This is a genomic window from Acidovorax sp. SRI_002 (genome assembly GCF_057586455.1).
Map to the genome: position 1 here is coordinate 183,184 of NZ_JBYCZW010000009.1, position 26,300 is coordinate 209,483.

Here is a 26,300-nt window from a genome sequence, read left to right on the forward strand (position 1 = left end):
GTAGTGCGACGCTGCGAGGCCCTGCGGTGAAGTCTTTGCGTGCCTGCTGGCGCCTGCTGCGCCTGCTGGGCCACATTGTCAAAGGGCTCGCCATCGTGGCGTTGCGTTTTCCAGCGCTCTCGCCGGACCAGCAGCATGCCCGGGTGCAGGTGTGGTCGCTGCAGCTGCTGGCGCACCTTGGCATCAGCCTGCGCATCTTGGGTCAGCCCCCGCTCACCGGCCCGGTGATGCTGGTGGCCAACCACATCTCGTGGCTTGATATCCCGGTGATGCACGCGGCGCGGCATTGCCGCTTTGTCTCCAAGTCCGACGTACAGGGCTGGCCGCTGATCGGCACCCTGGCCACGGCCGCAGGCACGCTCTACATCGAGCGCAGCTCGCGCCGTGATGCGCTGCGCATGGTGCGGTCGATGCAGGAGGCGCTGGAGCGGGGCGAGGTGCTGGCCGTGTTCCCTGAGGGAACCACGGGCGATGGGCGCGAGATGCTGCCTTTTCACGCCAATTTGCTGCAAGCCGCTGTGGTGGCGCAGGCTCCGGTGCAGCCCGTGGGACTGCGTTTTGCCGACAAGGCCACGGGTGCCACCAGTTTTGCGCCCAGCTACATCGGCGACGAAACCCTGGTGGGCTCCATCTGGCGCACCCTGTGCGCCCCGCCCATCGAGGCTGTGGTGCATTACGGCCCCCCCGAGCTGGCGGGCGAGCGCGACCGCCGTACCTGGACGCAGCACCTGCACGATACGGTCGATCAGTTGCGCAAAGCCTGAGCTGGCGCTCTGGGGGCAGGGGGTGGTTTCCGTGGGCAAAAGCGTGCATATTCCACGTTTGCAGCAGCGCGGTCTGCACATCCGATCTCTATTGCACGCAATTTCCCGTATCGTCCGCGTCTTTCGCCTGCAAGCGCTTGCAAATGCGTGGGCAGGCTCATCCACACTGCCGGGAGGGCACCATGAACCTGATTGAGCGCGCCAAGAGCATTCTTCTGCAACCCAAGGACACCTGGGTCACCATTGAGGCCGAGAGCACCGACGCCGCCACCCTGTACACCCGCTACGCCATGATTTTGGCCGCCATTCCGGCAGTCTGCGGTTTCATTGGCATGTCGCTGATCGGTTTTGGGGGCTTTGGCGTCACCATCCGCGTGCCCTTTGTCTCGGGGCTGGTGAACATGGTGGTGTCGTATGTGCTCAGCCTCGTGGGCATCTTCGTGCTCGGGCTCATCATCGATGCGCTGGCCTCCACCTTTGGCGGCCAGAAAAACTCCATCCAGGCCTTGAAGGTGGCGGTGTATGCCAGCACGGCGGCCATGCTGGGCGGGGTGTTCAGCCTGCTGCCTGCACTATCCATGCTGGGCCTGCTGGCGGCTTTGTACTCCATCTACCTGCTCTACACCGGCCTGCCGGTGCTCATGAAAAACGCCCCCGACAAGTCGGTGGTCTACACCGTGGTGGTCATCATCGCGGCCATTGTGATGGGGGTGGTCATCGGCGCCGTCAGTGCGCTCTTCCTGCCCCGTGGCGGAGCGATGTTTGGCGGGGCCGATGCGCCCGCCATCACGATGAACACGCCGGGCGGCAAGGTGTCCATCGACACCGCCGGCCTGGAGGCCGCAGGCAAGAAGATGGAAGAGGCTGCCCGCAAGATGGAAGAAGCGCAAAAGAGCCAGGACCCCGCCGCCATTGCCGCGGCTGCTGGTGATGCCGCCAAGGCCGCCGCAGGTGCGCTGGGGGGTGGCCAGGCCATTGCGGCGCAGTCGCTCAAGGCGGCACTGCCCGAGAAGCTCGCCGGCCTGCCGCGCACGGGCTTTGATGTGCAGGACGGTGCCGCCCTGGGCCTGCCCACCAGCCAGGCCAGTGCGCAGTACGGCAGCGATGACAAGCAGGTGCGCCTGGAGATCGTGGATATCGGCGGCCTGGGGCAGATGGCGGTCATGGCCATGGGCATGGCCCAGGGCGAAAAAGAAGACCCAACGAGCGCCGAGAAGACCTGGCAGGAGGGTGGCCGCACCCTGCACCAGCGCTATGAAAAGGACGGCAGCCATGCCGAGTTCAAGACCATCCTGAAAAACGGCCTGGTGGTCAGCATTGAGGGCGACAACATGGGCGTGAAGGATCTGCGGGGCTTCATGTCGCAGGTGGATCTCAATGCCCTGGAAAGCCTGCAGCGCAAGGGCAAATCCTGAAGACTGCAGTGCGCCGTGGCGCAATGAGCCATCAAAAGTAATAGCAACCAGCGCTTTATGGATAAGCGCTATAGCCTATTTGGGCTTAGATGGTGGTTCCCTGTTCGCGGGGGAACGTCACCACATGGTCCACCTGGGCGCGGATGCCTATCCACTCTCCCAAGGCGTGGTCATGGTGGCTCGGCACATGCGCCAGCACCGTGTGGCCGCTGGCCAGGCGCAGCGTATACAAAAACTCCGAACCCCGGAACGACTTGCGCACGATCTGCGCCTGCACGGGGGCATGGTCGTCGTGCACAATGTCGTCCGCACGCAGCAGCACATCACATTCGCCACCGGGGTAGCTGCTGGGCAGGGGGCATTCTTCCAGGTCGGTCAGCTCGCCCAGCGGCGTCTGCGCCACCACGTTGTTACCGCGCTGCAGCAGCGTGGCAGGGGCGAACACGCCGTGGCCAATGAAGTCGGCCACAAACCGTGTGGCGGGGCGGTGGTACAGCGTGTACGCATCGTCCCACTGGTGCAGATGGCCTTCGTGCATCACGCCGATCACGTCGCCAATGGCAAAGGCCTCGAACTGGTCGTGCGTCACAAACAGGGCGGTGGCGCCAGCGGCTTTCAGAATGCCGCGCACCTCGTGGGCCAGGCGCTCGCGCAGGTCCACGTCCAGGTTCGAAAAAGGCTCGTCCAGCAGCATGAGCTGCGGGCGTGGTGCGAGGGCCCGAGCCAGGGCCACACGCTGCTGCTGCCCGCCAGAAAGCTCGTGCGGAAAGCGGTTCTCGCTGCCCTCCAGCCCCACCAGTTGCAGCACCTCTGCCACGCGCGCGGCCTGCTCGGCACGGGGTAACTGGTGGATGCCAAACGCCACGTTGCGGCCTACCGACAGGTGCGGGAACAACGCGTAGTCCTGGAACACCATGCCAATGCGCCGCAGCTCGGGCGGCACGCTGAGCGTGGCGCTGCTGACCACACTTTTGGTCAGGCGGATCTCGCCGCCCGTCACGGGCTCCAGCCCTGCCACAGCGCGCAGCAGTGTCGTTTTGCCGCAGCCCGAGGGGCCGATCAACACACCGATATCGCCTGCATGCAGGCCCAGCGTGACGCCTTCCACCGCCGCGTTGGGGCGGCCTGCGTAGCGCACTTCGAGTTGGGAGACCTCTAGAAACATCGCTTGATTCTAGGCGGGCAGGGACGAATGCTTAAAATTCGCATTTGCATTCCTGATCGTTGCCCGGCCTGAGCCTGCCAGCGGGTGTGCGCTTTCTTACTTTGCCGAGCCACTCGCCTTGCGCCGCACGCCTTTTTCTGCCTTTCGCACCATCCCTTTGATCCTGTTCGCGGGGTTTCTGGCGCTGCCCGTGCTGGCCGTGCTGGCATCCTGGTTGCCCTTGGGGCAGGGCGATGCGCAGGCGGGCGCCATCCTGCGCGAGATGGCGGCCACCGTGTTGCCTGGCTATGTGTGGACCACCTTGTGGCTGAGCGTGCTGGTGGCCCTGGGCGCGGCCATTGTGGGCACAGGCACGGCGGCAGCGGTGACGCTGTTTGATTTCCCGGGCCGCCGTACGTTTGAATGGCTGCTGCTGCTGCCCCTGGCCATGCCCGCGTATGTCACCGCGTATGCCTACACCGACTTTCTGCAGTTCAGCGGCCCGCTGCAGGTGGGCCTGCGCAACACCTTTGGCCTGGAAGGCCGCCTGCTGCCCGAGGTGCGCAGCCTGGGCGGCGCGGTGTGGGTGTTCATCTTTTCGCTGTACCCGTATGTGTACCTGCTGGCGCGCACGGCGCTGGGCGAGCGTGCCGCGCACCTCATGGAGGCCGCGCGCCTGCTGGGCGCTCCGCTGTCGCGCCGCATCCGCGCCGTGGCGCTGCCTCTGGCACGCCCGGCAGTCGCTGCAGGCGTTGCGCTGGTGCTGATGGAAACGCTGGCTGACTTTGGCGTGGCCAGCTACTTCGGCATCCAGACCTTCACCACCGGTATCTACAAGGCCTGGCTGTCGATGGACAACCGCCTGGCCGCCGCGCAGCTGGCCACCATGCTGCTGGTGGTGGTGATGGCGCTGCTGCACCTGGAACATCGCGCGCAAAAGCGCATGCGTTTCGCCACGGGCGGCGGGCGCGCAGGCTCGGCCGAGGCACAGCCCCTGGCGCTGCGCGGCGCACGCCGCTGGGCCGCCTGGGTGGTGTGCGCGGTGCCGGTGGTGATGGGTTTTGTCGCCCCGGTTCTCTTCATGCTGCGCCCGCTGGCGGCCGACTGGTCGGTGCTGCCGTGGGAGCGATTCATGGAATGGGCCTGGCACAGCGTGCGCTTGGGATGCATCACCGCTGCGCTGGCCGTGATGATTGCGCTGGCCCTGGCGTTTGCCGTGCGCCGCCAGCCTGATGCGATCACGCGCGGCGTGGTGCAATTGGCCAGCGTGGGCTACGCCGTGCCAGGTGCCGTCATTGTGGTGGGCCTGCTGCTGCCCGTGGGCTGGCTGCAGGCGGCCATGCCACAGTGGGGCGTGGGTGCGCTGGTCACGGCCACGGCGTTGGGCATCGTATGGGCGTACCTGGTGCGGTTCTGCGCGGTGGCGCTGCAGTCCATTCAGAGCGGTTACGCGCGAATTCCCCCCAGCCTGGATGACTCTGCCCGCATGCTGGGCATGGGCAGCGTGGGCCTGATGGCGCGCGTGCATGGGCCGCTGCTCAAGCGGTCTACCGCTGCTGCCGCGCTGCTGGTGTTTGTGGACGTGATGAAGGAGTTGCCCGCCACCATGGTGTTGCGCCCCTTCAACAGCGACACCCTGGCCGTGGTGGCCTACCAGCTGGCGCGCGACGAGCGGCTGGGTGAGGCGGCGTTGCCGTCTCTGGCGCTGGTGGCCGTGGGGTTGGTGCCCGTGATCTTGCTGAGCCGGACGCTGCGCAGCAAAGGGTGAGCGGCTGACATGCTGTACTGAATGGGTGGGCGCGCCCGCCCAAGGGCATGGTCCTCCAGCGTAGAAAACAAGCTGCCATGTGGCAGCTTGTTTACAGCCCAAGGAGAAGGCGCAGCGGCAGGCACCTCTGACACCCTACCGAGGGTGCCCCGCAGTCTTTGGTACAGCCACCATGGGAGCGCACGCAGTTGCCGCAATGCCTGCATGAACGCCTCAAGGAACAGTCGGCGATTTCTCTCTGCCTTCAGGAGCGGATTCAGCCAGCAGATGTACCTGGTGCGGTGTCACCCCCAGCAGATATTCTCGGTCCCCGTGCCGGACCAGGGCCACTCTCTCTCGCCCGCCAAGAGATATTTGCTGCACGACCTGCAGCACGGCTTTGCCACCTCGATTCCGCGCTATGCCGGTGCGCTGCAGCACCTTCAGAAGTATCCAGGCCAGGGCCAGCACGAATGCCAGTGCCAGTACCGTACCCAGCACTCCGGCCAAGGGCGCTGCGGGCGCGTCAGATACGCCATATGGCGGGGCCGTCGGGAGCACCACGCTGGCAGTGGCCTGGGGGCTCGTCATCTCGACCAGTTGGGCAGGGGCTGTGCCTTCATGAGGCTGTGCGGTGTCTGTATGTGAATGCTTGTTCATGATGCTGTGTCAGTGGCAGCTTTGGATCGCCACCGCCTGGGAACATAGCGGGCAAGGCGGTTGGTTCTCCAGCCCCCGGGGGGGGCGGCTGCGCCCGCTGCGTCATGGGCCGTAGATATCGGGTACCGGGTCAGGTCTTCACCAGGAGCGGGGCGCCGAGGACGGCGCGGTTCTGACTCTGTGGAAGACTTCGCATGGGAGGTCTGCGAGGCACGTTCGAGTTCATAGCGCACATCTTGCGCCCACAGGATCACGGTCGCGATGATGTCGAACAGCTCCGCAGGAACGACGTCGCCGGGCTCTGTGTCGGCCAGCAATTGACGGGCGATTTCGATGTTGCGCAGTACGGGAACGCCGGCCTCCTGTGCGGCGGTTCTCATGGCCAGAGCATCATCGTCCTGCGCCTTGGCAATGACCGTGGGCACCGGGCATCGGTCACGATGGTAGTCGATGGCAATCGCGACATGGGTGGGATTGACCACCAGCACATGGGCGCTGGCTGCCGCCTTGTTGGCGCCTTGCTGAGCCCACTCCTGCTGCAGTTGCTTGCGATGGCCCTTGAGATGCGGGTCGCCTTCGGCGTCCTTCATTTCCTGGCGTATGTCGCGCATGCTCATGCGCATCTTCTTCATGAAGCTGTAGCGTTGCCATGCCAGGTCCAGCGCCGACACCAGGAGAAACGCGCCCGTGACCCACGCCAGCAGCGTCCAGCTGGCGTGCCAGAGAGCCGATCCCACGGCCTCTGGCTTCGCGCGCGCAAGCAGTGGCAGATCGGGCAGCAAGTCCTTCAGCGCAATCCAGGCAATGACGGCCACGAGCACGGTCTTGAGCAGTGACTTGAGTAGCTCGACCAGGTTGTCCAGCGAGAACATGCGTTTGAGGCCGCTGGTGGGGTTCAGGTGTTCTGCCTTGGGCCAGATTTTCTCCATCGTCAGCACAGGGCCGGTCTGCAGAAACTCCACCAGGACGCCGACCACCGCAACGGGTACCACCACCAGCCCCACCAGCAACAGCAATGTGCGCAGCGCTTGCCACCCCAGTTGGGCGAGTGCCTCAGGAAAAGGGACCTGCAGTCCCCACAGGCTCAGTTCAATCAGTGACGTCATCTGCTGCCCCACCATCGGCAAGGCCACAGTGGCTAGCAGCAGCACGGTCAGCAATGTTGCTGTCGCTGTCAGGTCCTTGCTCTTGGAAACCTCGCCCTTTTTCCGAGCGTCCTGAAGCTTCTTGGGTGTCGGCTTTTCTGTCTTGTCGCCACTGTCGTCTTGGCCGGCCATGGGCGGAGAGTCCTGTTGGAAATCGGGTGGGGCCGCAGGCCGTGCAGGCCCTGGGCTCAAGGCGCTGCAGCATCACGGGGAAGCTTGGCAGCGGTGCACAAAACTGAAGTGTCGGGCAGTGCGCCAACGGTCACATGAATGTTGAAACAGGATGCAAGCGAAAGCACGTGCCAGCAATGGGCGTGCGTTGCATCTGTGTTTCGTTGCTGACAAATGGATACGTGAAGCAGCACTTTTTGCCACAAATTCGAAAGGCTGAGCGGAAACACTAGCTCTACCTTGTTGCGTTCGTGTCTGAGTCTGCTTCTAAAAGCGAAAGTGTGTTTGTGCGTTCCCCATCGTCTCATCGTGTTCATCTGCTTGCCCGACGTTTGTTGGTTCGGCCCTTGGCGAGGCTCCCTAGGATGTGGTTCCTCATGGGGACTTGCGGACTGGGCCTTGGGGGGCTGACCCACGCTGCACCTGGACCTGCGGTCTTGGCGCCAGCGCCGACAGCCGAATGTGCCGTCGGGTGGGATCAGTTGTTGACACCCGCGCAACGGGACGCCGAAGCGCTTGTTCGCGGTTGCCAAGTGTCTGCCGCCAAATCCAGCAAACCAGTTCTGGCTGCGCAGATGGGGTTGTATCGCCACACCTCGTCGCGTCTGTTGCCTGTCGGTGCAGGCGCCCGCACAGCGCAGCCTGCCATGACCGGCAAGCTCCCGCCCCGCACAGCCATGCCATCGCGCAGCCCCGACGCCCAGCCCTTGCGAACCAGCAGCCCCGTCGGGCTGGCACCTTTGGTAGACCGCACCGCGCAGGAGCACGACATCGACCCGTTGCTGCTGCACTCCATCGCTCGCGTGGAGTCCCGTCACCAGCCCGATGCCATCTCGCATGCAGGAGCCCGAGGCTTGATGCAGGTGATCCCCCCGACCGCGCGCCGTTTTGGCGTGGAGGGCGCAGAGCAACTGCACGACCCGCAGACGAACCTGCGGGTGAGCGCCCGGTACCTCAAAACCTTGCAGCAGCGATTTGGCAATGACCTGGAGTTGGTGCTTGCCGCCTACAACGCCGGTGAGGGCGCCGTAGAAAAACACGGACGCAAAATCCCACCCTACCGCGAGACTCAGGACTACGTCCGCAAAGTGCTTGCCGAATACGTGCTGCTGCGCGGGGTCAGCGCCAGGCAAGCGGGCCATGCCTTCACAGGGAAAGACTCGCTGTGAATTTGGCTAGCTATTTCCGGTCGGCCGCGCGTGCCGACCGCAGTGGTGGCGGGCTCGCGCGGTACACCGACATCGCCTTGGTGGCTGGCATCGTGGCCATCATCGCGCTCATGATCGTGCCGCTGCCGACCTGGGCCCTCGACACCCTCGTGGCCGTCAACATCTCGGGTGGGGTTTTGCTGCTGCTGCTGGCCATCTATGTGGCCAATCCACTCGAATTTTCCGTGTTCCCCAGCGTGCTGCTGATCAGCACGCTTTTTCGGCTGGCGCTGTCGATCGCGACAACCCGCATGATTCTTCTGCACGGCGAAGCTGGCCACATCATTGACACGTTTGGGAACATGGTGGCGGGCGGCAATCTCGTGGTGGGCCTGGTGGTGTTTCTCATCATTACCGTGGTGCAGTTCATCGTCATTGCCAAAGGCTCGGAGCGCGTGGCTGAAGTCGCCGCGCGTTTCTCGCTGGATGCCATGCCTGGCAAACAGATGTCCATCGACTCGGACCTTCGCTCAGGCCTGATCGACAAGGACGAGGCCCGGCGTCGCCGTCGCCAACTGGAAAGCGAAAGCAAGCTCAACGGCAGCCTTGACGGCGCCATGAAGTTTGTCAAAGGCGATGCCATCGCGGGCATCATCATCATCATCATTAATCTGCTGGGAGGGCTGGCCGTGGGGGTGCTCCAGCAGGGAATGCCCATGTCGGCAGCGGCCATCAAGTACTGCATCCTTGCCATTGGTGATGGCATGGTGACGCAGATCCCCGCATTGCTGGGGGCCATGTCCGCAGGTCTGCTGGTGACGCGCACTACAGACGATGAGCATGACAAACATCTGGGCGACGCCATTGGTAGACAACTGACGGCCAAGCCCCGCGTGTTGCTGGTGGCCGGTGGCCTGAGTTTTCTTTTCGCGGCCGTGCCTGGCTTTCCCGCCGTGGTCTTTGGTCTGCTCGGTCTTGTGTTCTTTGGGGTTGGGGCCATGCTGACGCCCGCGTGGCGGGAGCGCTGGGAACGCTGGATCGGGCCGAAGCTGGTGGCTGTGCGCCGCAAGCCCGCGCACGCCCCCGAGTTGATGTTCACCGATGCCATCCCGGTGCGTCCCAACGTGCCCCTCCTACTTGAGTTGCCTGCCGGGCACCTGCGCGGCGAAGACAGCCGTGACCTGCTGCACGGCCTTGAAGGCGTGCTCGACCATTTTCAGCTGCACCTGGGCCTGCGTTTGCCGCGCATCGATGTGCACATGGTGCCCGCGTCACCTGCTCAGACGCCGGCGCCAGCGGTGCCGGGGTCCAGCGCACTGGCCCTCGAACCAGCCGCGCCAGCGCCTGCTTGGCGGCTGATGGTGCACGAGGTGCCGGTTGCCCAGGGCGACATGGTGGCCGACGGTGTTGCGGCGGCACTGGCCACGGCCGTGCGGGAAGCTCTCCGTCGCAACGCCGCGCTGTTCTTGGGCACGCAGGAAACCAACCTCTTGCTGACCCGTGCCAGCGCCGAGCTGCCCGATGTGGTCAAGGAAACCCTTCGTGCTCTGCCTCTGGCACGGGTGGCTGAAATCCTGCGTCGCCTTGTGGAAGAAGAGGTGGCCATCCGCAACCTCCGCGACATCCTGGAGACCCTCGCCGATGCGGCCCAGCGGGAGAAAGATGTGTTCGCTCTGACGGAACTGGTCCGGATCGGACTCAAGCGCCAGCTGTGCTATCGCTACGCGCCGATCGGCCGCCTGGGCGCGCTGCTTATCGATCCCTCCGTCGAGGAGCTGCTGCGATCCGCTGTGCGGGTCAACGGCGGGGTGCAGCAGCTGGCGCTCGATCCTGCGCAAACCACGCAGTTGATTCAGAAATTCACGCAGGCCATCGCACATCACCGGCCAGCAGCCATCGTGACGGCGGTGGACATTCGCCGCCACGTACGCAAGTTGATCGAGATCGAGTGCTTTGACACTCCAGTGCTCAGTTACCACGAATTGGTTCCGACGCTGCACCTGGGCGTACTGGCCCATGTCGGAAAAGACGACGCCCCCATGTTACAGGGGGCGTCGTAGTAAGTCGGTCGGCAGTCGCCGACTGTTTTCAGGCGGAGTCTGTTCTTCAACAGCCTCGCCGATGAGCGTATGCGCTGATACCAACAATGAGTTCAAACAAGGGAGTGAGAATGGGAGTAGTAGCTAAGGGGAATTGGAGTCCGTTGCTGTCGGGGCCAAAGGCGGGCGCGTGGCGCGCCTGGGCGGCAGGCTGTGCGTTGGGTTGGGCGTTGTGCGCCACGGCGGTGCAGGCCTCGCCCATTCCTTTCGGGGAGAGACAGGTCGATATGACCGTGCGAGAGCAGCCGATTGCGGCGTTCTTGCAGGACTTCTTCGGGACCATGGATGTACCCGTGTCGGTAAGTTCTGGTGTCAAGGGCGCGGTCAACGGCGTGTTCCGAGGTACGGCCGAAAAAGTGTTTTCCAGCATCCAGCGCTCATTTGGGCTCATGGCCTACTACGACGGCGCCGTCGTGCACGTGTACACACCGGCAGAGGTCACGACACGCACCTTTGCCATGCGCCAGGGAGACGCTCGCCAGGTCATCAATACCGCGCGTGACATGAACATCATGGACTCGCGCAACACCCTGCGTGTGAGCCAGAGTGGTGGGCTCATCGCCAGCGGAAACCGACGGTTTGTAGACTTGGTCGGCGAACTGGCTTCAGGTCAGCAAAGCCAGTCCACCACGCTGGCTCCCGTGGGTTTCAAGGTGTACTACCTGAAATACGCATGGGCCCAGGATGTGAGTGCCCAGTACGGCGGCACCGTCACGGTCATCCCTGGTGTGGCAAGCATCCTGCGTTCTTTGCTGACAGCCCAGCGAGGTAACCCGTCACCGGCACTGACGCAGTATCGGGGCGCCTCTGAGCCGGGTCTGCGCGGCCAGGGGCTGGCTCGACAAGGCACGCTGGGAGCCGCTGGTGCCAACCCCATGCAGGCCTCTGCCGAAACCGTGCAGCAAGCCTGGGGCGGCCGACCTGGAGCCGTAGGAGGTGTGCAGGTGGCCACCGTGGACGCGGCGTTGCTGGAAGGCCTGGGCGCGGCTTCGGTCGCGAACCAGGCCCGTGTGGAGGCCGATACCCGTCTCAATGCAGTGATCGTGCGAGACCTCCCGGAGCGTCTGCCTTACTACGACGAGCTCATCAAGTCGCTGGACATTGAGCCCCAGGCCCTGGAGATCGAAGCCACCATCATCGACCTGAGCACCGACAAGTTGCGTGAGATGGGTATCAACTGGCGCCTGAGTGGCGACCGCTATTCCTTCCTGTTTGGCAATGGCACCGCCAGCGACACCAGTCTGCTGGGCAGCACGCCGGTTCAGAGCATTACGCCAGCAGGCGAGGGCGGATTCATGTCCCTGGTGCTGGGCGGGCGCAACAACTTTGTGGCGCGAATCAATGCATTGCAGAACAAGGGCGTAGCCCGCATTGTTTCGAGCCCCCAGGTCATGACGCTGTCCAACGTCGAGGCGCTCTTTGACACCAACAAGAGTTTCTACGTGCGCGTGGCAGGTCGAGAGCAAGTCGACCTTTACAAGGTGTCGGCAGGGACCTCCTTGCGTGTCACGCCCCATGTGTTCCAGGAAGGCTCAGACGTGCGCATCAAGCTGCTCGTCCAGATCGAAGACGGCGGCATCAATGGAGCCAGCCAGGTTGATTCGATCCCCATCGTCGAGCGTTCCTCCATCAATACCCAGGCGCTGATCGGCGCGGGCGAGAGCCTGCTGATTGGCGGCATGGTCAAGGAGTCCAGCAGCGAAGGGGTTTCCAAGGTTCCATTTCTGGGCGATATCCCCCTGGCGGGCGCGCTGTTCCGCTCGAACAACGATCAGCAAGAGCGGGTGGAACGCCTCTTCCTCATTTCGCCCCGCCTCATCCCTGCACGGCGCGCGACCAATGCATCAGCACCCACGGGGCCACTGCGGCCCGGTGGCGCCGTGGCTGCCCCACCCATGCCTGTACTGGAAGAGACCACAACGTCTACCCGCAACCCCGCGACGGGCGATCCCAGGCCTGGCGTAGCCCAGGGGTTGGGTGAGCAGGCGCCGTGAACGAATCGAGCGAACGAGGCCCGCATGTCCGGGCCGAGGAGTACCGTGGAATGAGCACAGAAACTCTGTACGAACTGCGCGTTCTCAGCGGCGAGCAGCGTGGCGCATCTTCTGTCATTCAGCCTGGGCAGACGCTGCGCATCGGACAGGACTGGATCAATGAAGTCGTGCTTCAGAAGGCCGAAGGCGTTGCTGTGTTGTCGTTTTCGCCCACAGGCATCTTGGTGTTGCAGGTGCAGCAGGGCGGCGGTGCCGTAGCCCACAGGACGCTGGAGGCAGGCGCGCGCGCAGAGCTGGGCTTGTACGAGCCGTTCACTGTCGGAGGGATCCGGCTTGCCGTGGGTCAGCTCGGTGCGCAGCAATGGGCGCCGCTATTCACCGACGCGGCACCAGACGGAGGTGCCACGTCGGCTACACCGCATGCGCAAGAGTCTGCTCCTGCTTCAGAAGCAGCCTCGGAGGCGCGTTCGCATGCTGGTATGGGTGCGTCTGCTTCGCAGGCCTCCTCTGCCGCAGCTACGCCAGCAAAGGACCCTGCAGCCATGGCGGCAGGTCAGACGTCCCCTTTGCAGCGCTGGCGCTCGCGCCTGATGCTGGGCGGTACCGCGTTGGTGGGCGTTTCTGTGTGCACCCTCACCCTGGCCTGGGCCATGGGGCCTTCCACCCTGAGCCCGCAAGAGCAGGCTGTGAACATCCGCCAGACGCTCTCTCACATGGGCATGGCTGCACTCAATGTTGAGTCGCGCAACGGGCAGTTGTTTGTGACCGGGCACCTTGAATCCCAGGCGGAAAGAGCACGGCTGGAGAAAGCCCTCGCAGACCGTTCGCCCGCCAGGCTCTCAGTGTGGGTCAACGAGCAGGTTGCTGCCAGCGTGGCTGAGGTGTATCGCCTGAACGGCATTGCTGCGCAGGTGCAGGCCACGGGTGCCGGCGTGGTGCGCGTGCAGACCGCCGTGTCCGATGTGCGGCAGCTTGAGCATGTCCAGGCCCTGGCCCACCGCGATGTGCCGGGCTTGCAGCAGCTGGTCGCTATCAACGAGGCCCCCCCTGCGCCGCCCCCGGCTGCGTCGACTATCCACGACCCGGGCAAGCGTGTGGCAGCCATCGTGCCCGGAGAACCCGCCTACCTCGTCACTGCGGATGGAACCCGCTACTTCGAGGGGGCCATGCTGCCAAGCGGGCACCGCATCGTGGCCATCCTGCCCGACAAGGTGCAAATGGAGCGCGAGGGCGTGGCCAGCGTACTTTCGTTCTAAGGCCCCCGCATAGCCGTCCGCTCAGCCCGTCCGGACCAACCGCACCAGTCTCTTCCAAAAACCTGAACCGGCACTGCGCCACACCGGCCCACGCACCGGTCCCGCAATCAACCACCCGCTGGCGATCACCGCCAGCACCACCTGCAAAAGGAGTCAGAGCATGAGCAATTCCATCAACCCGCTGGCCATGATGGCCACTACCGGACTTAGCAGCTCCCAAAACCGTGGCGGCAAAAGTGCCAGCTGGTACGAGGTCATGGCCGATGCCTGGGGCAAAACACTGGATGCCAAAGCCAGCGAAATCGAGGCAGCAGGGGATGCCCTGGCCGACGGCAACGACAAGCCTGCCCACATCACTCACATGACCATGCTGGCCCAGCAGATGGGCTTCATGTCCAACAGCGCGCACACTTCCCTGCAGTCGGTCGGGACCGCGTTGGAAACCATGGCCCGCAAACAGTGATGTGGCGTTGACTCCATGAACCCCACCACCACCATGGGCCTGACACTTTCGGGCGCAGACGTTGCCGGCGCCTCTGCGGGGCAGGGCTCCGTCCAGGCCGGCTACGGCATCTCCCTGACCGACATGTCTGGCTTCCATGAAGCCATGGCGCGTGCCGAAGCCGGCGCAGGTAGCACGCTACAGGCCCAGCCTGTGCAGGCATCGGGCGAGGGCATGCAAGCCCTCTTTAAACCGCTTGAACACATCAACGCCGAGGCCGCCTCGCTGGAGGAACATGCGCAGGCGGCCATGGCTGCGGGCAACGACATGACACCGGGTGAGATGGTCATGCTGACCGTCCGGGCGCACGAGTTTCTGTTCCACAGCCAGCTCACCGCCAATATCGCCAACCGCACCTCTGACGGGCTGCAACAACTGTTCCGCCAGCAGGCCTGACCGCCCGCCTTGACCGCTATATCGCATGAGACCGCTACTTACTGCCAGAACGCACCTGCGCACTTGCCCCATTCCCGGGGCCAACGCCCGCAAGGCCAGGACACCCTCCTGGCCCGCGCGTGCCCTCGTCACGGTCACGCTGGCACTCCTGGCCGCATGCTCCCAGCAGGAGCTGTATGGCCAGTTGACCGAGCGCCAAGCCAACGAGATGGTGGCCGTGTTGCGCAATGCGGGCCTGCATGCAGAAAAAGCGGCCTCGCGCGACGGCAAAGCCTTTGTCGTCAGCACCCGGCCTGACGACTTTTCTCGCGCTGTAGAGATCTTGCACGCCGGAGGGTTCCCACGGGACTCCTTCGACACCCTGGGCCAGGTATTCAAGAAAGAGGGCTTCGTGTCATCGGCACTCGAAGAGCGGGCCCGCTTCACCCATGCCCTGTCGCAAGAGCTCTCGGCCACGCTTTCCAGCATTGACGGCGTGGTGCAGGCACGGGTGCATGTCTCTGTGCCCGAGAAGAATCCCCTGTCCGACAAGCCCCAGCACTCGACGGCCTCGGTGTTCATCAAACACCGCCCCGGGGTCGACCTGAGCCAGCAGACGGGCAAGATCAAAGCCCTCGTAGTCAACGCCATGGAGGGGCTGCCCTACGACAACGTCACTGTTGCCATGTTCCCCGCCGAACCTATTCCACCGGCGGCCCCGCCGTCATTCCTGGGCGGTTTGTGGGCGCAGTATGGCGGCATGGTCATGCTGGTGGCGGGGCTGCTTAGCCTCATAGCGGCCGCCGTGGCGGCCATGGCCTGGTGGCAGCGCCGCCCTGCAGCCGCAGCAGCCTTGGCCGAGACCGGGCTGGCCTCCATGGTCGGCGCCGCAGTGGCACCGCTGCGCCGGGGCGCCGCCGTTGCGGTCGCATCCCCCGCGCAGCCCCGTGTCGGCAGCGAGTCCTGAGATGCAGCCCGTGGACCTGGGTGAAGACTCGGCGTTGACCCATGTGGCCGCGCAGCGGCGCGCGCGGGCAGCGCTTGCGCGGCAGTTGCAGGCCGAGCCATTGAGCTGGCAGCAGCTCATGCTGTGTCCTCTGTGGGTGGCCGATCCCGCGCCGGCCCGCGATGCACTCAGCGCCTTGTCTGGCATCTACTGGCTCAAGGCGTCGCTGCGTGCCTGCATCGACGGGCGGCAACTCGCACCCCTGTCGCGCAGCGTTGGGGTCGGGCCCTTCCGTGCTGCCCTTGACGCTCCGGAAACCCCGGAACTGCTGGCGCGGGCACCCCGGCCCCTGCTGCCGCCTGCCCACACGATCGTGTCGTACGTTCGTGCCTGGGGTCAGGCGATGCTGCTGTGGGGTTGCGTGCACGAACTCCAGGCGCGCCTTGCCCACCACCTTGGCTGGAGCGCCTCGCTGGCTTTGCTGCCCACGGTGGGCTCTAACCCGACCTGGGCCCAGTCCGCGTTAGAGCAGGCACATGCGGCCGCACCAGCGCTGGCAGCACCCGCCAGTGTTACCCCGCAGACCGAGCCCGTAACCCCGTTGCCCACACCGTCATGAGTTACCTGCTCACCCTGCACCAAGACGCAACCCTGACCCTGGCCACCACGGAACGTACCGTGCCGGCGCAGCACGTTCAGGCGCTGGAGAGCGCTCTGGACCTGGCCGCTGCGCTGCAAACGCTTACCAGCAGTGCCCGTGACGCGGCTGCGCAGGCGCAGCAGGCGGCCTGCGAGCAAGGTCACCGCGACGGTTTTGCCGTTGGGCTGGCACAGGCCCACCAGGAAGCGGCGGGACAGATTGCAGCAGCGCTGCAATCGCTGGCGCAACAGCACCAGCACCAGCGCGAAGAACTGCGCAGCGCCCTCGTCACGCTGGCCACTGCCATGGTGCGTTGCATGGCTTCGGCCCTGGCGCCCGATCAAGTGGTGACCGCCCTGGCGCTGCAGGCTTTTGAGCAGGTAGTGCCTCCTCAGCCCGTGCGCCTGCGCCTGCCCGCAGAGCTGGTCGAGCCCGTGCGCGCACAACTTGCCACGCGTGAATTGCCCATGCCCGTGCAATGTCTGGCCGACACAGAAATCCATGGGCTGGACTGCGTGGTGGAGTCTCAGGCTGGTGCGTTGCTGGCCGGGCTCGACACCGTCCTGGCAAGTGCTGCGCAGCGGATTGAAACCTCTCAGCGCCAGATGGCGGCCCCCGAAGCCAGGGCCGCCTGAGCGCGCCACCGATTTGCGACATGCACGCCGACGCTTCCCCCCGCCCTCTGCTCGATCCTGCCATCCTGGCCTCGCTGCGCTCCATGCAGCCGGTGGCTGCCCGGGGGCGGGTTGTGCAAGCCTTTGGCACCACATTGCGCGTGAGTGGATTGCGTGCCGTCATCGGCCAGCAATGCCTGATTCGTGACCCCGCGCAACCGCATGGCAACGTGCTGCGCGCAGAAGTCGTCGGGCTTCGCGAGCATGACGCCATTCTTGTGCCACTGGGGCACCTGCACGGCGTCTCGATGGGTGCCGAGGTGGAGCCTCTGGATGGCGGAGAGCTCATTCCCGTGGGCGACGCCCTGCTGGGCCGCGTGCTCGATGCCTTCGGCACACCCCTGGATGGTCACGCCCTCCCGGCCCACTTGCCGCTCCGCGCCTTCCACGCCGAGCCACCCAACCCGCTGACCCGGCGGCCCATTGATACCCCATTCATCACCGGGGTGCGTGCGCTCGACGGATTGCTCACCATCGGTGAAGGTCAGCGACTGGGCGTGTTCGCCATGGCCGGGGGTGGCAAGTCCACCTTGTTGGGCATGCTTGCCAAGCTCGCACACAGCGATGTCAATGTCATTGCCCTGATTGGCGAACGGGGGCGTGAGGTCAGCGAGTTTCTGGAGGACAGCCTTGGCCCCCAGGGCCTGGCCCGCTCGGTGATCGTTGTCTCCACCTCCGACCGGCCCGCCATGGAGCGGCTGCGTGCCGCCCAGACCGCCACCGCCATTGCCGAACACTTCCGCGCGCAAGGGCGGCGCGTGCTGCTGATGATGGACTCCGTGACCCGATACGCCCGTGCGTTGCGCGAGATCGGCCTGTCGGTGGGGGAGCCGGCCGTGCGCCGTGGCTTCCCCCCCAGTGTGTTTGCAGAGCTGCCGCGCCTATTCGAGCGGGCGGGTAACGATGCGTCCGGCTCCATCACCGCTTTCTACACGGTTCTGGCTGAAGATGAAGACGGCTCCGATCCTGTGGCCGAGGAGACCCGCTCTATCCTGGACGGCCACATTGTGCTTTCGCGCCAGCTAGGGCAAGCGGGGCACTACCCGGCCATTGACGTACTGGCCAGTGCCAGCCGTGTGTTCAACCGCGTCACCGACCGCGCCCACCAAGACGCAGCCCTGCGCGTGCGCGCCCTGATGGCCAAACACGACGAAATCCGCTTCCTGCTTCAGGTTGGTGAATATGCGCCAGGCAGCGACGCCCTGGCCGACGACGCCATCGTCGCCCAATCTGCGTTGCAGGCACTGTTGCGACAGCGGCCCGACGAGGGGACACCCTTCGAACAAACCCTTGCTGCGCTGCAGCAGTTCCAGCGGTGACTGTGACCAGCCTGCATACACCTTGGGGGGCTCACCCATGACCGCCTCCGCCATGGCCCAGCAACTGGCCGCTGCCAGTCAGCTGCAGCGACTGCGTGCGTTGCGCGAACGCAAAGCCTTGCAAGCCAGCCAGCAGGCCGAGCGCGAGTTGCAAGCTGCCCAGCAAGTGGTGCGCGACCGCGAAGCCCAAATTCGCCAGCTGCAGGCCCGCAGGCTGGAGCTGCAGCACAGCCTGATCGGCCCCTACGCCGCCCGCATGGGGGTCGTGGCCAGCTACGCCAGTGCTGCACAGGAGGCGCTGGACGACCAGCTCGAACGCGCTGAATACGCATTGATCGATGAGGAAGAAGAGCTGATCAACGCGCGCACCCGCGCCGCCTCAGCCCGCACCACGTGGCTCCAGGCCGTGGCCCAGCACCAGGCCAGCTCCACGCTACGCGATGACGCCCGCCAGAGCCTGCGGCGCGAACGTGAAACCACGCTGGAGCGGGAAGACCCCCCGCTCCGGTCAGCCCCCTGAGGAATGCCCCGTGAGTGACATCCGTCCATCGACCCCTGAACGAAAAACCCATACCTCCGACACTACCGCCCGGGCCTCACAGGCCGGCGGCTGGGTGCCCCCGCAGGCGCGGCGGGACTTTGATGCCGCCATCCGGCGGGCCGGCGAACGCAGTGACAGTCGGCTCAAGGACCACGACGATCCCGAACCCAACGACCTCTTTCACACCGAGGCTCCGCCCCCAGGCCTTTGGGGGCAGCTGCCGCCACTGACCGGGCACACCGGGTCGGCAGGTGAGGGCAGTGCCCTTATGGGGGGCAGTGCAGCCCTCACCGCACCCGCCCAACCCACTGGCCTCCTGCCAGATTCTCTGCCCATGGCCCCACATGCGGCCGCGCCTGGGGTGGGTACCCCGTTGCGCTTGCAAGTGCCGCTGGGCGGTGCCGAGGCCGCCACCCTGGCCCTGCGCTTAGCCCAAAGCGGCAACGGCCAGTGGCAGCTGCGCATGGGCACCAATGCCACCACCCGCCAGCAACTGACCCCGCACCTGGAGCGACTGCGTGACCGCCTGCGCGAACACAGCCACGGTCGCATGGACGACCTCGGATTTGACGATGACATCGTGGCCTGATACCGCCAACCCAGCCGCAGTGGCGACACCTGCCCCGCACGCCCCACCAGTGCCCGCGCCGGCGTGGCTCGTTTTTTGTGGCCCGGTGGGCGCGCACCGGGCCGAACTCTGGCTGCCGCTGCTGCCAGAGCCAGACCCTTGCCTGTGTGAACCTCAGCCCCCAGCCCTAAACCCGGATGCACCAACAGCCTCCTCAGGCACCACTGGTCGGGATGCCACCCCGCCTGCGCGCACCTCTGGGGACACCGCAGCGGAGTGGACCGGACCGCGCCTGATGCTGCAGCTGGCCAAGGCAGAACCGCTCATCAGTGCTGTCGAGCAATGGCTGCGCCACCCCTGGCTGTTGCAGCCCGGTGAAGCCGCGCCAGCAGTCGCCCTGGAATCCGGCACGTGCGAAGCGGTGGTGCAGACCGCTGCACTGGCCCCTGTGGGCACGCGCCTGCGCCTGCCTTGGACGGCACTGTCGGGTCCGCCAGCCGACTGGCTGCAGTCCCCGCATGTCGCCTGGCCCAGCGTGCACACGGAACTGTGCCTGGATGCAGTGCCTGCCGCCGCAGTCGCGGAACTCGCTGAAGGCTCCCTGGTCTGGCTCACGCCCTCTCTGGGGTGCGAATGGCCCGTCACCGTGCGGCCCATCTGCGGCCACCTTCCGGTGCGCGCGGGGGTGCTGGTACGCAGCCCCGATGTTCGCACTGGTGCCCCGCACATGGCCGAGCCCCTGGGGCTGGACCTGCACGCGCCGCTGCCCACGGCCACCGAGCCTCCTGCCACAGACACCCATGCCAACACGGATGCCGATGCCGAGATCGTCTGGCACGGCATGCCCGCCATGGGGCTGGAGCAATGGCTGTGCTGGCAGGCTCGCCCTGCGGTGCTCTCGGTACCAGCCGCACCTCCCGCATCGACAGCACCGGCTCGCCTTCGGCTACCACCCATGCTGCCGGGGGAGCTGCACTTGCAGCAGGGTGGTGCGTTGCGCGCCCACGGTGATCTGGTTCCTCTGGCCGGTGGCTACGCCCTTCGAATCCGCAGCGCCCTCGGTGCCACACCAGCCTTTGGGCCTGAAGCCCCCTTGTTTTCCGCTGAACCATCCACCGGGCGCGCGTGCGGCGCAGCCCATTCGCAGACACCATGGACCTGAATCAATTTACCCCTTCCTCGGCACTGGTCACCGTGATCGTTGTCTCCCTGGCGCCGTTTGTGGGCGTCATGGTCACTTCCTTCACCAAGATCATTGTGGTGCTCAGCCTGCTGCGCAACGCTTTAGGCCTGCAGCAGGTGCCACCCAACGTGGTGCTCAACGGCATGGCCCTGGTACTCACCATCTACGTCATGCTGCCCGTGGGGTTGGATATGGCCGAACGTGCCCGCAGCGTCTCCAACATCGGCAGCACCTCTGGCATGCTGGCGGTGGCCGATGCGGCCAAAGAGCCCCTGCGCGACTTTCTGGTTCGCCACTCATCCGCCCACGAGCGCGCTTTCTTCCTCAAGACCGCCCAGAAAACCCTCAGTCCCGAACGCGCTGCCCAGATCAGCGAACGCGACTTTGTGGTGGTTGTGCCCGCCTTTACCGTCAGCGAGCTGTCTGCAGCGTTCCAGATCGGGTTCCTCATCTTCCTGCCCTTTCTCATCATCGACCTGGTCATCGCCAACATCCTCACCGCCATGGGCATGATGATGCTGTCGCCCACCACCATCTCGCTGCCGTTCAAGCTGCTGCTTTTCGTGCTCGTCGATGGGTGGGTCAAGCTCACCCACGGCCTGGTGCTCTCCTACGGCCACTGACCTCGCCCCCGTGCATCGCCTTCCCACTCTGACCATGCCCTCCGTACGCCATGTTTGAAAGCCAGACCATCCAACTGCTGTACCAGGCCCTGTGGCTGGTGTTGCTCCTGTCCGCGCCACCGGTCATCGTGGCCGCGCTGGTCGGGCTACTGGTTGCCCTGGTGCAGGCCGCCACCCAGATTCAGGAGCAGACCCTGCAGTACGCGCTCAAGTTCTTCGCCATCGTGCTCACCATCTTCATCACCGCATCCCTGCTGGGCGGCACGCTGTACCGCTACACCGACCGGGTCATGACCGACTTCCCCGCCCTCGTCAAACGCTGAGGCCACCCACCTATGGGAGAAACCTTTGCTGCGGTGAACAACGTCAGCGAACTTGCGTTGCTGGCCGCGCTTGCCAGCGTGCGCTTTGCTACCGCTTTCGTGTTGTTGCCCCTGCTGGCCCAGGAAACCGTGCCCCAGCTCGTGCGGGGCGCCATTTTTCTTGCGTTCGGAGTCATCACACTGGCCCTGCAGCCTGCGGTCAACGTCACCGGCTGGAGCGTTTCCCAATGGATCGGGTTGTTCTCCAAAGAAGCCTTCATCGGCCTGGCTCTGGGCATGCTGCTGGCCGCTGTACTCTGGGCGTTCGACGCCGCCGGCGAGATCATTGACGGCGCGATCGGACTGTCGCAGGCGCAGGTCACAGACCCTCTCTCCGGGCGTCAGACCTCGCTTTCAGGGGCCTTCCTGGGTCGCTTGGCTGTGTACCTGTTTATGGCCTCGGGTGGCCTCATGCTCTGGATCGGCGTCCTCATGGAAAGCTTTGTGCTGTGGCCCCTGGCCCAGCCTGGCCTTGCGCCGCGCCCAGCCGGTGTCACCTTGTTTGAGAGCGCCTTCGCGCAGTTTGCGGGCCTGAGCTTCCTGCTCGCTGCGCCCACCCTGGTAGTCATGTACGCCATTGACCTGGCGCTGGGCCTCATGAATCGTTTCGCGCCCCAGCTCAATCTGTACTCGTTGTCCAGCTCCCTCAAAAGCGTGGCAGCCATCCTGCTGTGGTTGGTCATGCTCACCACCTTGGCCAAGACACTACTGAACTACCTGGCTGCCCTTTTCCCGACGCTGCTGCACAAGATGCAGACCCTGCTGCCCACCTGAACACCCAGCGAGCGCCTGCCTCGGGCTTGGGGTTTGAAGCGTTTTGTTGCAAATGCACCCCCTCCACTAGGAGGCTTCCCAATAGCGCAAGCGGGCGCAAGTTTTTACGATGGAGACATCCCATCTTTCATCCGCGTCCACACATGGTGACCTCGTCCTCTCTCTCGTCGCTGGCAGGCCTCGCTGGCCTAGCGCCCCGGACTGACGCGCTCCGGCCAGCCTTGGACAACGGCGACACCGCGCGCCTGTTTGGCTATACCGGCAGCGACGCCGTCGCCCGCTCCTTGTCCGTCCCCCCCTTCAGCGGCGACACCCCTGCCCAGTTGCAATCCCGGTTCATTGACTGCCTCTTTACCCGGGTTTGATCTCCGCCCCCCGCGCGCCGCTCCTTTGCGACACCACCCATGGCCCAACCCATCCCCGATCTGACCCTGCGCGATCAGCCCGACTGGGCCGGTGCGGCAGAGGTCCTCATCGAAGGCTGCGCCCATCTGCCTTCACGTGAAGACCGCGTGCGCTGGATGGAGCGCCTGTGCCTCTCGCTCGGCGATGCGCTGTACCCCGCCTTCCTGCAGGTGCTTTGCCGCATTGGCGAACACGGCCACCCCCAGGCCCAGGCTGTGGTCGCCGATACTCTGGTGCTTGCTCTGCAAAGCGGCCGCTTGCCCTCGGGGCGGCACGCCGCATGGGGGGCGCAGTGGGACGCGTCCGTGCGCGCCACCCGCACCATGGGCCCCATTGAGTACCTGTGCGCCTGGTTCGCGCAGCCCGACGGGCGCGGCACCCTCGGGGCGGTGGCTTTTGACCGGGCCGCACGCGCACTGGTGGGCCTGGTATCGCACAGTGAAGCGGCCCGGCGCCTCTATTGCGCCAAGCTCCACAGCGTGGCCGACGACCCCCTCGATGGGGCTTGGACCCGCAGCAGCCGCCACGCACTGCAAGCTATGGCCCTGAGCTGGTCTCAGGCGGACCCCGAACCCTACCGTGCGGCCACCCAGGCGGTAGAAGCCTTCATGGCTGCGTCCCGCCACGGTGAACAATCCGCGCCTGATGCAACGGTTGGCGCGCTGGCTCAGGGCTGGATTCCTCCGGCCTCCTGGCGTTGAGGCCCCTGTACGCCGCCCCCATGCGGCCCGTTGCACCCTGCTATCCCACCCTCACCATCTGGCATGTCTGAGCCATGGGCCGCGCTGGCCCCCATTCGGGCCGTTGCTCCTGGTGGCCGCGTTGCAGCCTTGGGGGGGTACCCGGGCGGCGGCCAGGGCTTCAGCGGTGACGGGCCATGGCCCGGTGACGACCCCGAAGCCCCCCAGTCGCCCGCCCACTTGCTGGATGCTCTGCTCCGGCTGGAGGACGCCGACCTGCAGGCCTGGGTACACAGCTTGGCGCAGTCCCCCAGTCGCCGGGCCCGACCCTGGTACCACCAGCTCGACTACGCCGACACAGACACACTGTTGCAGCACCTCGCAACGCGCCTCGATGCAGCGCACCTGGCAGGCTTCACCCGGGTTGCCGTTCAGGAGCAAGATCTGGCGCGCTGGGGTGAACACCTGGCGCGCAGCGCCAGCGATCGCGACAGGCTCGGCCTGCTGATCGCTCTGGTTGGCCACCGTACCGCCGTGGAGCCTGTCCTGCTCAGCCACCCCCAGCCAGACGGACTGCGCGCTCCTTTGATCGGCCGTTTGCTGAGTAGTCTGCACGGCCGTACCCATGCCCTCGACACCGCCTTGCACGCCATGCTGCAGCTTCCCCCGGCGTCGGCACAGTCTGTGGCAATGGTCAGGGCCATGCTCACCGCCCTGTTACCACCCTACACCCCGGTGCGCACGCAGGCCGATCCCGGAGCCCTGCGGCAGGCGCTGGAGGCCTGCGCCACCGCCAGCGATGCACCCGCCAAAGCCACCCTGTGGGCCCTGGCCATACCTGTTGCTTCCCAAGGTGCGGCCCTGCCGGCACTCGCCCCCGCCCTTACGCGGCTGCTTACCAGCCAGACCTGTGCCATTGTCAAGGCCCTTGCCCAGCAGCACCCTGAGGGCCAGGCCCTGGCTTGCTACTTGCACATCCTGTGTGCCCAGCAGCGCACCCAAGAAATCCGGCTCATTCACCACCAGCTGCACCAGGGCCACGACGGCATGCACCCTCCTGCGGAATACCTGCATCACTGCGATCGGCGCGGGGCATATCCCCATGCCATGGCTCTGGGGCACTACCTGGGGGCTTGGGCCATGGTCATCGGCAACAACCCAGGCGGCCCTCCCGCAGGCACAACTGCGCCAGTGCAGCTCTCTCCCCATGCCCAGCCCACCGGGCGCGCACCGCAAGCCGCTCACCAAGGAGACCTCTGGCTCGCAGGCACAGCATATGCCGCCCTCGGGCCCGCCCAGAGTGCAGAGGCGAGCAAGTTCCTCACGGCGCCTGTCTGGCAACAGAGCGGTCCGCAAACCGCCTTTTGGGCGGCTTATCAGCGCGTGCTGCAAGCCCATTGCGGCGGGCTATCGCCACTCCTCCTGGCAGCCTCCGCACCCACCCACAGCGGCGCAGCGCCCGTCATCGGCACACCCTATGTCCCCTGAACCCGTCATCCTCTATCAAGGTCCACGCTTGCGCATTCGCCAGTTCCGCAGCCGCGACGCCCAGGCCCTGGTCACCATGCACCGCGACCCTCGCGTACGCGCGCACTTGGCCGACGATGCACCGCTGGATGAGCCCCGTGTCGCACACCGCTTTATCGCGCACATGCAGCAGTTTTATCTGCAATACCCTGGCACCGGCATCTGGTGTGCAGAGCGGGCACAGCCGCCTGATTCGGACACCATTACCGACGCAGTGCGTGCGCACGCCGAAGGCGACATCGACGCTGCGTTGTTGGCCAAGCTTGTGCAACCCCGATGGGTCTTTTGCGGCTGGTTCAGCCTGGTGCATTTGGAGGAAGATCCGAAAATCCTGGAGATCGGCGCCCGACTGGCGGCACAGACCTGGGGCGGTACGCTCGCACTGGATGGCGGGGAGTGGCTGCTGCAGCACGCCTTTGGCGCCTTGCTGCAAACGCATGTGCTAGGCCACTGCGCACCCACCAACCGCTCTGCCGCGCACTGTCTGCAAGTACTGGGCTTCGGCTGCCAAGGTATGGCCACTTACAACGGCACGCAGGCCCGGCGCTACCGCCTGGACCAGGCCCAGTGGCAGGCGTGGCACACCCAGTCCCGCCGCCAGCGCCAGCGTGCGGTGCTCAGCGTTTCTCCGGCATAAACCTGCAGCGGGTGAGGGGAGGTGAGGGGGATGTGAAGAGGGATGGCACGGGGCGTGATGGCCCCGAGAGGCTCGCCCCAAACGATGAACGACGCACCGATCTCAAACGATTCGCATGCCCGATGACGTGATGCGCAGGCGGCTGGCGTCCACCTTCAAGAAGCCCTCGATCATCTCCTTGCCAAGCTGCCGCATCTGCGCCTCCAGCATCGGATCAGGCTGCCGCTGCAACTGCACCTGCGTCGTTGCCATCAGCATGCCCAGCATCACCGTGGCGTCATACATGCGCTGCTTCTCCGCGTCGGTCACCTGGGCGAAATCTCGCTCTGCCGCAAGCGCTCTGCGCAACTGATTGGCCAGCGGCTTCACATGGCTGTTGCTCACATTCTGGTTGTTGTAGGCCATATAGGCTCCCGCGAGAAAAGATGCCAGCCCCGTGGCCACATCGTTGGTCGGCACACCCAGCTGTCGCGCCACCTGCGGGTACTGCTGGTGCAGTTCCAGAAACCCCTGGCGCATTTGTGGACGCTGCGCCGGCGGGTAGTAGCCCACCAACATATCCAGTGCTGCCGTTCTGCCATTGCGCTGAAAGCCGGTGCGCGCCAACTGCGCTGTGGATACGCCGCCCGCCACCCCCTTGCGGCTGGCGCGCGCAGCGCGTTGGATTTCGTTGTTCAGCAAGTAGCTGCCAGCGCCCACGGACAGGCTCATGCCCGTGTCCGAACTCATCCACCAGGCACTGGCAGGAGTCATGGTTGCGAAGGTGATCGCTACAGCAGCGCAAAGATCTTTCAGGGATTTCATGATCAGTGTTCAGTCAAAAACGCGGACAGTTCCGCAACCCAGCCAGCCCTGTCCGGGGCACAAAGAAAAGTCCAAACATCCCAGGTGATACCTGTGCATGCAGAACGGCCTTGGACTTCCAGCGGTGCCCACCAGGCGCACAAGGCGGCCACATCGTATCGGTCGAGGAAGAAAAAAACGGACCGAGGAACGGTCCG

Annotated in this window: 26 protein-coding genes; 22 read left to right on the forward strand and 4 right to left on the reverse strand. The window is 65.3% G+C overall.

The features are described 5' to 3' along the window. Positions 1 to 26 precede the first annotated feature (26 nt). Together AC2YJX_RS23190 and AC2YJX_RS23195 are read left to right on the forward strand one after the other, a co-directional pair. On the forward strand, positions 27 to 764 hold the full coding sequence (locus tag AC2YJX_RS23190) for a lysophospholipid acyltransferase family protein (protein WP_121505518.1): 738 nt from the start codon (positions 27 to 29) through the stop codon (positions 762 to 764). Between the two features lie 182 nt (positions 765 to 946). After that, positions 947 to 2,179 carry a Yip1 family protein gene (locus AC2YJX_RS23195; RefSeq protein ID WP_121421089.1) on the forward strand — a complete coding sequence of 411 codons (1,233 nt, stop codon included), beginning with the start codon at positions 947 to 949 and terminating at the stop codon, positions 2,177 to 2,179. 85 nt (positions 2,180 to 2,264) lie between these two features. Here AC2YJX_RS23195 and AC2YJX_RS23200 read toward each other — a convergent pair whose 3' ends face one another. Beyond that, positions 2,265 to 3,344 carry an ABC transporter ATP-binding protein gene (locus AC2YJX_RS23200; RefSeq protein WP_055402047.1) on the reverse strand — a complete coding sequence of 360 codons (1,080 nt, stop codon included), beginning with the start codon at positions 3,342 to 3,344 and terminating at the stop codon, positions 2,265 to 2,267. Positions 3,345 to 3,462: 118 nt separating this feature from the next. Here AC2YJX_RS23200 and AC2YJX_RS23205 point away from each other — a divergent pair, with 118 nt between their 5' ends. Beyond that, entirely contained in the window at positions 3,463 to 5,091 is a 1,629-nt protein-coding gene (locus AC2YJX_RS23205) for an ABC transporter permease (RefSeq protein WP_487257387.1), read from the forward strand. A 213-nt stretch (positions 5,092 to 5,304) separates the two neighbouring features. Here the strand turns inward: AC2YJX_RS23205 and fliO are convergent, their stop codons facing one another. Next, positions 5,305 to 5,730, reverse strand: a complete 426-nt coding sequence (fliO, locus tag AC2YJX_RS23210) for a flagellar biosynthetic protein FliO (RefSeq protein WP_487257388.1) — start codon at positions 5,728 to 5,730, stop codon at positions 5,305 to 5,307. Continuing rightward, on the reverse strand, positions 5,727 to 7,007 hold the full coding sequence (gene sctU, locus AC2YJX_RS23215) for a type III secretion system export apparatus subunit SctU (protein WP_487257389.1): 1,281 nt from the start codon (positions 7,005 to 7,007) through the stop codon (positions 5,727 to 5,729). The genes fliO and sctU overlap by 4 nt, the downstream gene beginning before the upstream one ends. A gap of 686 nt (positions 7,008 to 7,693) precedes the next feature. Between sctU and AC2YJX_RS23220 the strand changes: the two genes are divergently transcribed. The 19 genes from AC2YJX_RS23220 (at position 7,694) to AC2YJX_RS23310 (ending at position 25,299) form a co-directional block, all read left to right on the forward strand. Continuing rightward, entirely contained in the window at positions 7,694 to 8,215 is a 522-nt protein-coding gene (locus tag AC2YJX_RS23220; RefSeq protein ID WP_176886954.1) for a lytic transglycosylase domain-containing protein, read from the forward strand. A 71-nt stretch (positions 8,216 to 8,286) separates the two neighbouring features. Beyond that, positions 8,287 to 10,254, forward strand: coding sequence for an FHIPEP family type III secretion protein (locus tag AC2YJX_RS23225; protein ID WP_487257450.1), 1,968 nt, complete (start codon positions 8,287 to 8,289; stop codon positions 10,252 to 10,254). Between the two features lie 266 nt (positions 10,255 to 10,520). Next, positions 10,521 to 12,287, forward strand: a complete 1,767-nt coding sequence (gene sctC, locus AC2YJX_RS23230) for a type III secretion system outer membrane ring subunit SctC (RefSeq protein ID WP_158603824.1) — start codon at positions 10,521 to 10,523, stop codon at positions 12,285 to 12,287. Between the two features lie 50 nt (positions 12,288 to 12,337). After that, on the forward strand, positions 12,338 to 13,543 hold the full coding sequence (locus tag AC2YJX_RS23235) for a SctD/MshK family protein (RefSeq protein ID WP_487257390.1): 1,206 nt from the start codon (positions 12,338 to 12,340) through the stop codon (positions 13,541 to 13,543). A 160-nt stretch (positions 13,544 to 13,703) separates the two neighbouring features. Then, positions 13,704 to 14,006, forward strand: a complete 303-nt coding sequence (locus AC2YJX_RS23240) for a hypothetical protein (protein WP_487257391.1) — start codon at positions 13,704 to 13,706, stop codon at positions 14,004 to 14,006. Between the two features lie 15 nt (positions 14,007 to 14,021). Next, entirely contained in the window at positions 14,022 to 14,441 is a 420-nt protein-coding gene (locus AC2YJX_RS23245; RefSeq protein WP_487257392.1) for a hypothetical protein, read from the forward strand. A gap of 25 nt (positions 14,442 to 14,466) precedes the next feature. Next, a complete protein-coding gene (gene sctJ, locus AC2YJX_RS23250; RefSeq protein ID WP_487257393.1) occupies positions 14,467 to 15,387 on the forward strand; it encodes a type III secretion system inner membrane ring lipoprotein SctJ in 921 nt (306 codons plus the stop codon). A gap of 1 nt (position 15,388) precedes the next feature. Continuing rightward, on the forward strand, positions 15,389 to 15,985 hold the full coding sequence (locus AC2YJX_RS23255) for a hypothetical protein (RefSeq protein ID WP_487257394.1): 597 nt from the start codon (positions 15,389 to 15,391) through the stop codon (positions 15,983 to 15,985). Continuing rightward, entirely contained in the window at positions 15,982 to 16,641 is a 660-nt protein-coding gene (locus AC2YJX_RS23260; RefSeq protein WP_487257395.1) for a FliH/SctL family protein, read from the forward strand. The genes AC2YJX_RS23255 and AC2YJX_RS23260 overlap by 4 nt, the downstream gene beginning before the upstream one ends. 20 nt (positions 16,642 to 16,661) lie before the next feature. Further along, on the forward strand, positions 16,662 to 17,999 hold the full coding sequence (locus tag AC2YJX_RS23265; protein WP_487257396.1) for a FliI/YscN family ATPase: 1,338 nt from the start codon (positions 16,662 to 16,664) through the stop codon (positions 17,997 to 17,999). 37 nt (positions 18,000 to 18,036) lie between these two features. Then, entirely contained in the window at positions 18,037 to 18,519 is a 483-nt protein-coding gene (locus AC2YJX_RS23270; RefSeq protein ID WP_487257397.1) for a hypothetical protein, read from the forward strand. Positions 18,520 to 18,529: 10 nt separating this feature from the next. Further along, positions 18,530 to 19,129 carry a hypothetical protein gene (locus AC2YJX_RS23275; protein WP_487257398.1) on the forward strand — a complete coding sequence of 200 codons (600 nt, stop codon included), beginning with the start codon at positions 18,530 to 18,532 and terminating at the stop codon, positions 19,127 to 19,129. A gap of 274 nt (positions 19,130 to 19,403) precedes the next feature. Then, positions 19,404 to 20,270: a hypothetical protein gene (locus tag AC2YJX_RS23280; protein ID WP_487257399.1), complete on the forward strand. Its 867-nt coding sequence runs from the start codon at positions 19,404 to 19,406 to the stop codon at positions 20,268 to 20,270. After that, positions 20,261 to 20,914 carry a type III secretion system export apparatus subunit SctR gene (sctR, locus tag AC2YJX_RS23285; RefSeq protein WP_487257400.1) on the forward strand — a complete coding sequence of 218 codons (654 nt, stop codon included), beginning with the start codon at positions 20,261 to 20,263 and terminating at the stop codon, positions 20,912 to 20,914. Before AC2YJX_RS23280 ends, sctR begins: the two co-directional genes overlap by 10 nt. A 50-nt stretch (positions 20,915 to 20,964) precedes the next feature. After that, positions 20,965 to 21,237, forward strand: coding sequence for a type III secretion system export apparatus subunit SctS (sctS, locus tag AC2YJX_RS23290; protein ID WP_142143659.1), 273 nt, complete (start codon positions 20,965 to 20,967; stop codon positions 21,235 to 21,237). 12 nt (positions 21,238 to 21,249) lie between these two features. Continuing rightward, positions 21,250 to 22,050, forward strand: a complete 801-nt coding sequence (gene sctT / locus AC2YJX_RS23295) for a type III secretion system export apparatus subunit SctT (protein WP_176886942.1) — start codon at positions 21,250 to 21,252, stop codon at positions 22,048 to 22,050. Positions 22,051 to 22,454: 404 nt separating this feature from the next. Then, complete coding sequence (locus AC2YJX_RS23300; protein ID WP_487257401.1) at positions 22,455 to 23,156, forward strand: hypothetical protein; 702 nt, start codon at positions 22,455 to 22,457, stop codon at positions 23,154 to 23,156. A 63-nt stretch (positions 23,157 to 23,219) separates the two neighbouring features. Beyond that, positions 23,220 to 24,623, forward strand: a complete 1,404-nt coding sequence (locus tag AC2YJX_RS23305) for a hypothetical protein (RefSeq protein WP_487257402.1) — start codon at positions 23,220 to 23,222, stop codon at positions 24,621 to 24,623. Further along, positions 24,613 to 25,299 (forward strand): GNAT family N-acetyltransferase, encoded by a 687-nt coding sequence (locus AC2YJX_RS23310; RefSeq protein ID WP_487257403.1) that lies wholly within the window; start codon positions 24,613 to 24,615, stop codon positions 25,297 to 25,299. Before AC2YJX_RS23305 ends, AC2YJX_RS23310 begins: the two co-directional genes overlap by 11 nt. 102 nt (positions 25,300 to 25,401) lie before the next feature. Here AC2YJX_RS23310 and AC2YJX_RS23315 read toward each other — a convergent pair whose 3' ends face one another. After that, positions 25,402 to 26,103 carry a DUF6683 family protein gene (locus tag AC2YJX_RS23315; RefSeq protein WP_228896325.1) on the reverse strand — a complete coding sequence of 234 codons (702 nt, stop codon included), beginning with the start codon at positions 26,101 to 26,103 and terminating at the stop codon, positions 25,402 to 25,404. Positions 26,104 to 26,300 lie beyond the last annotated feature (197 nt).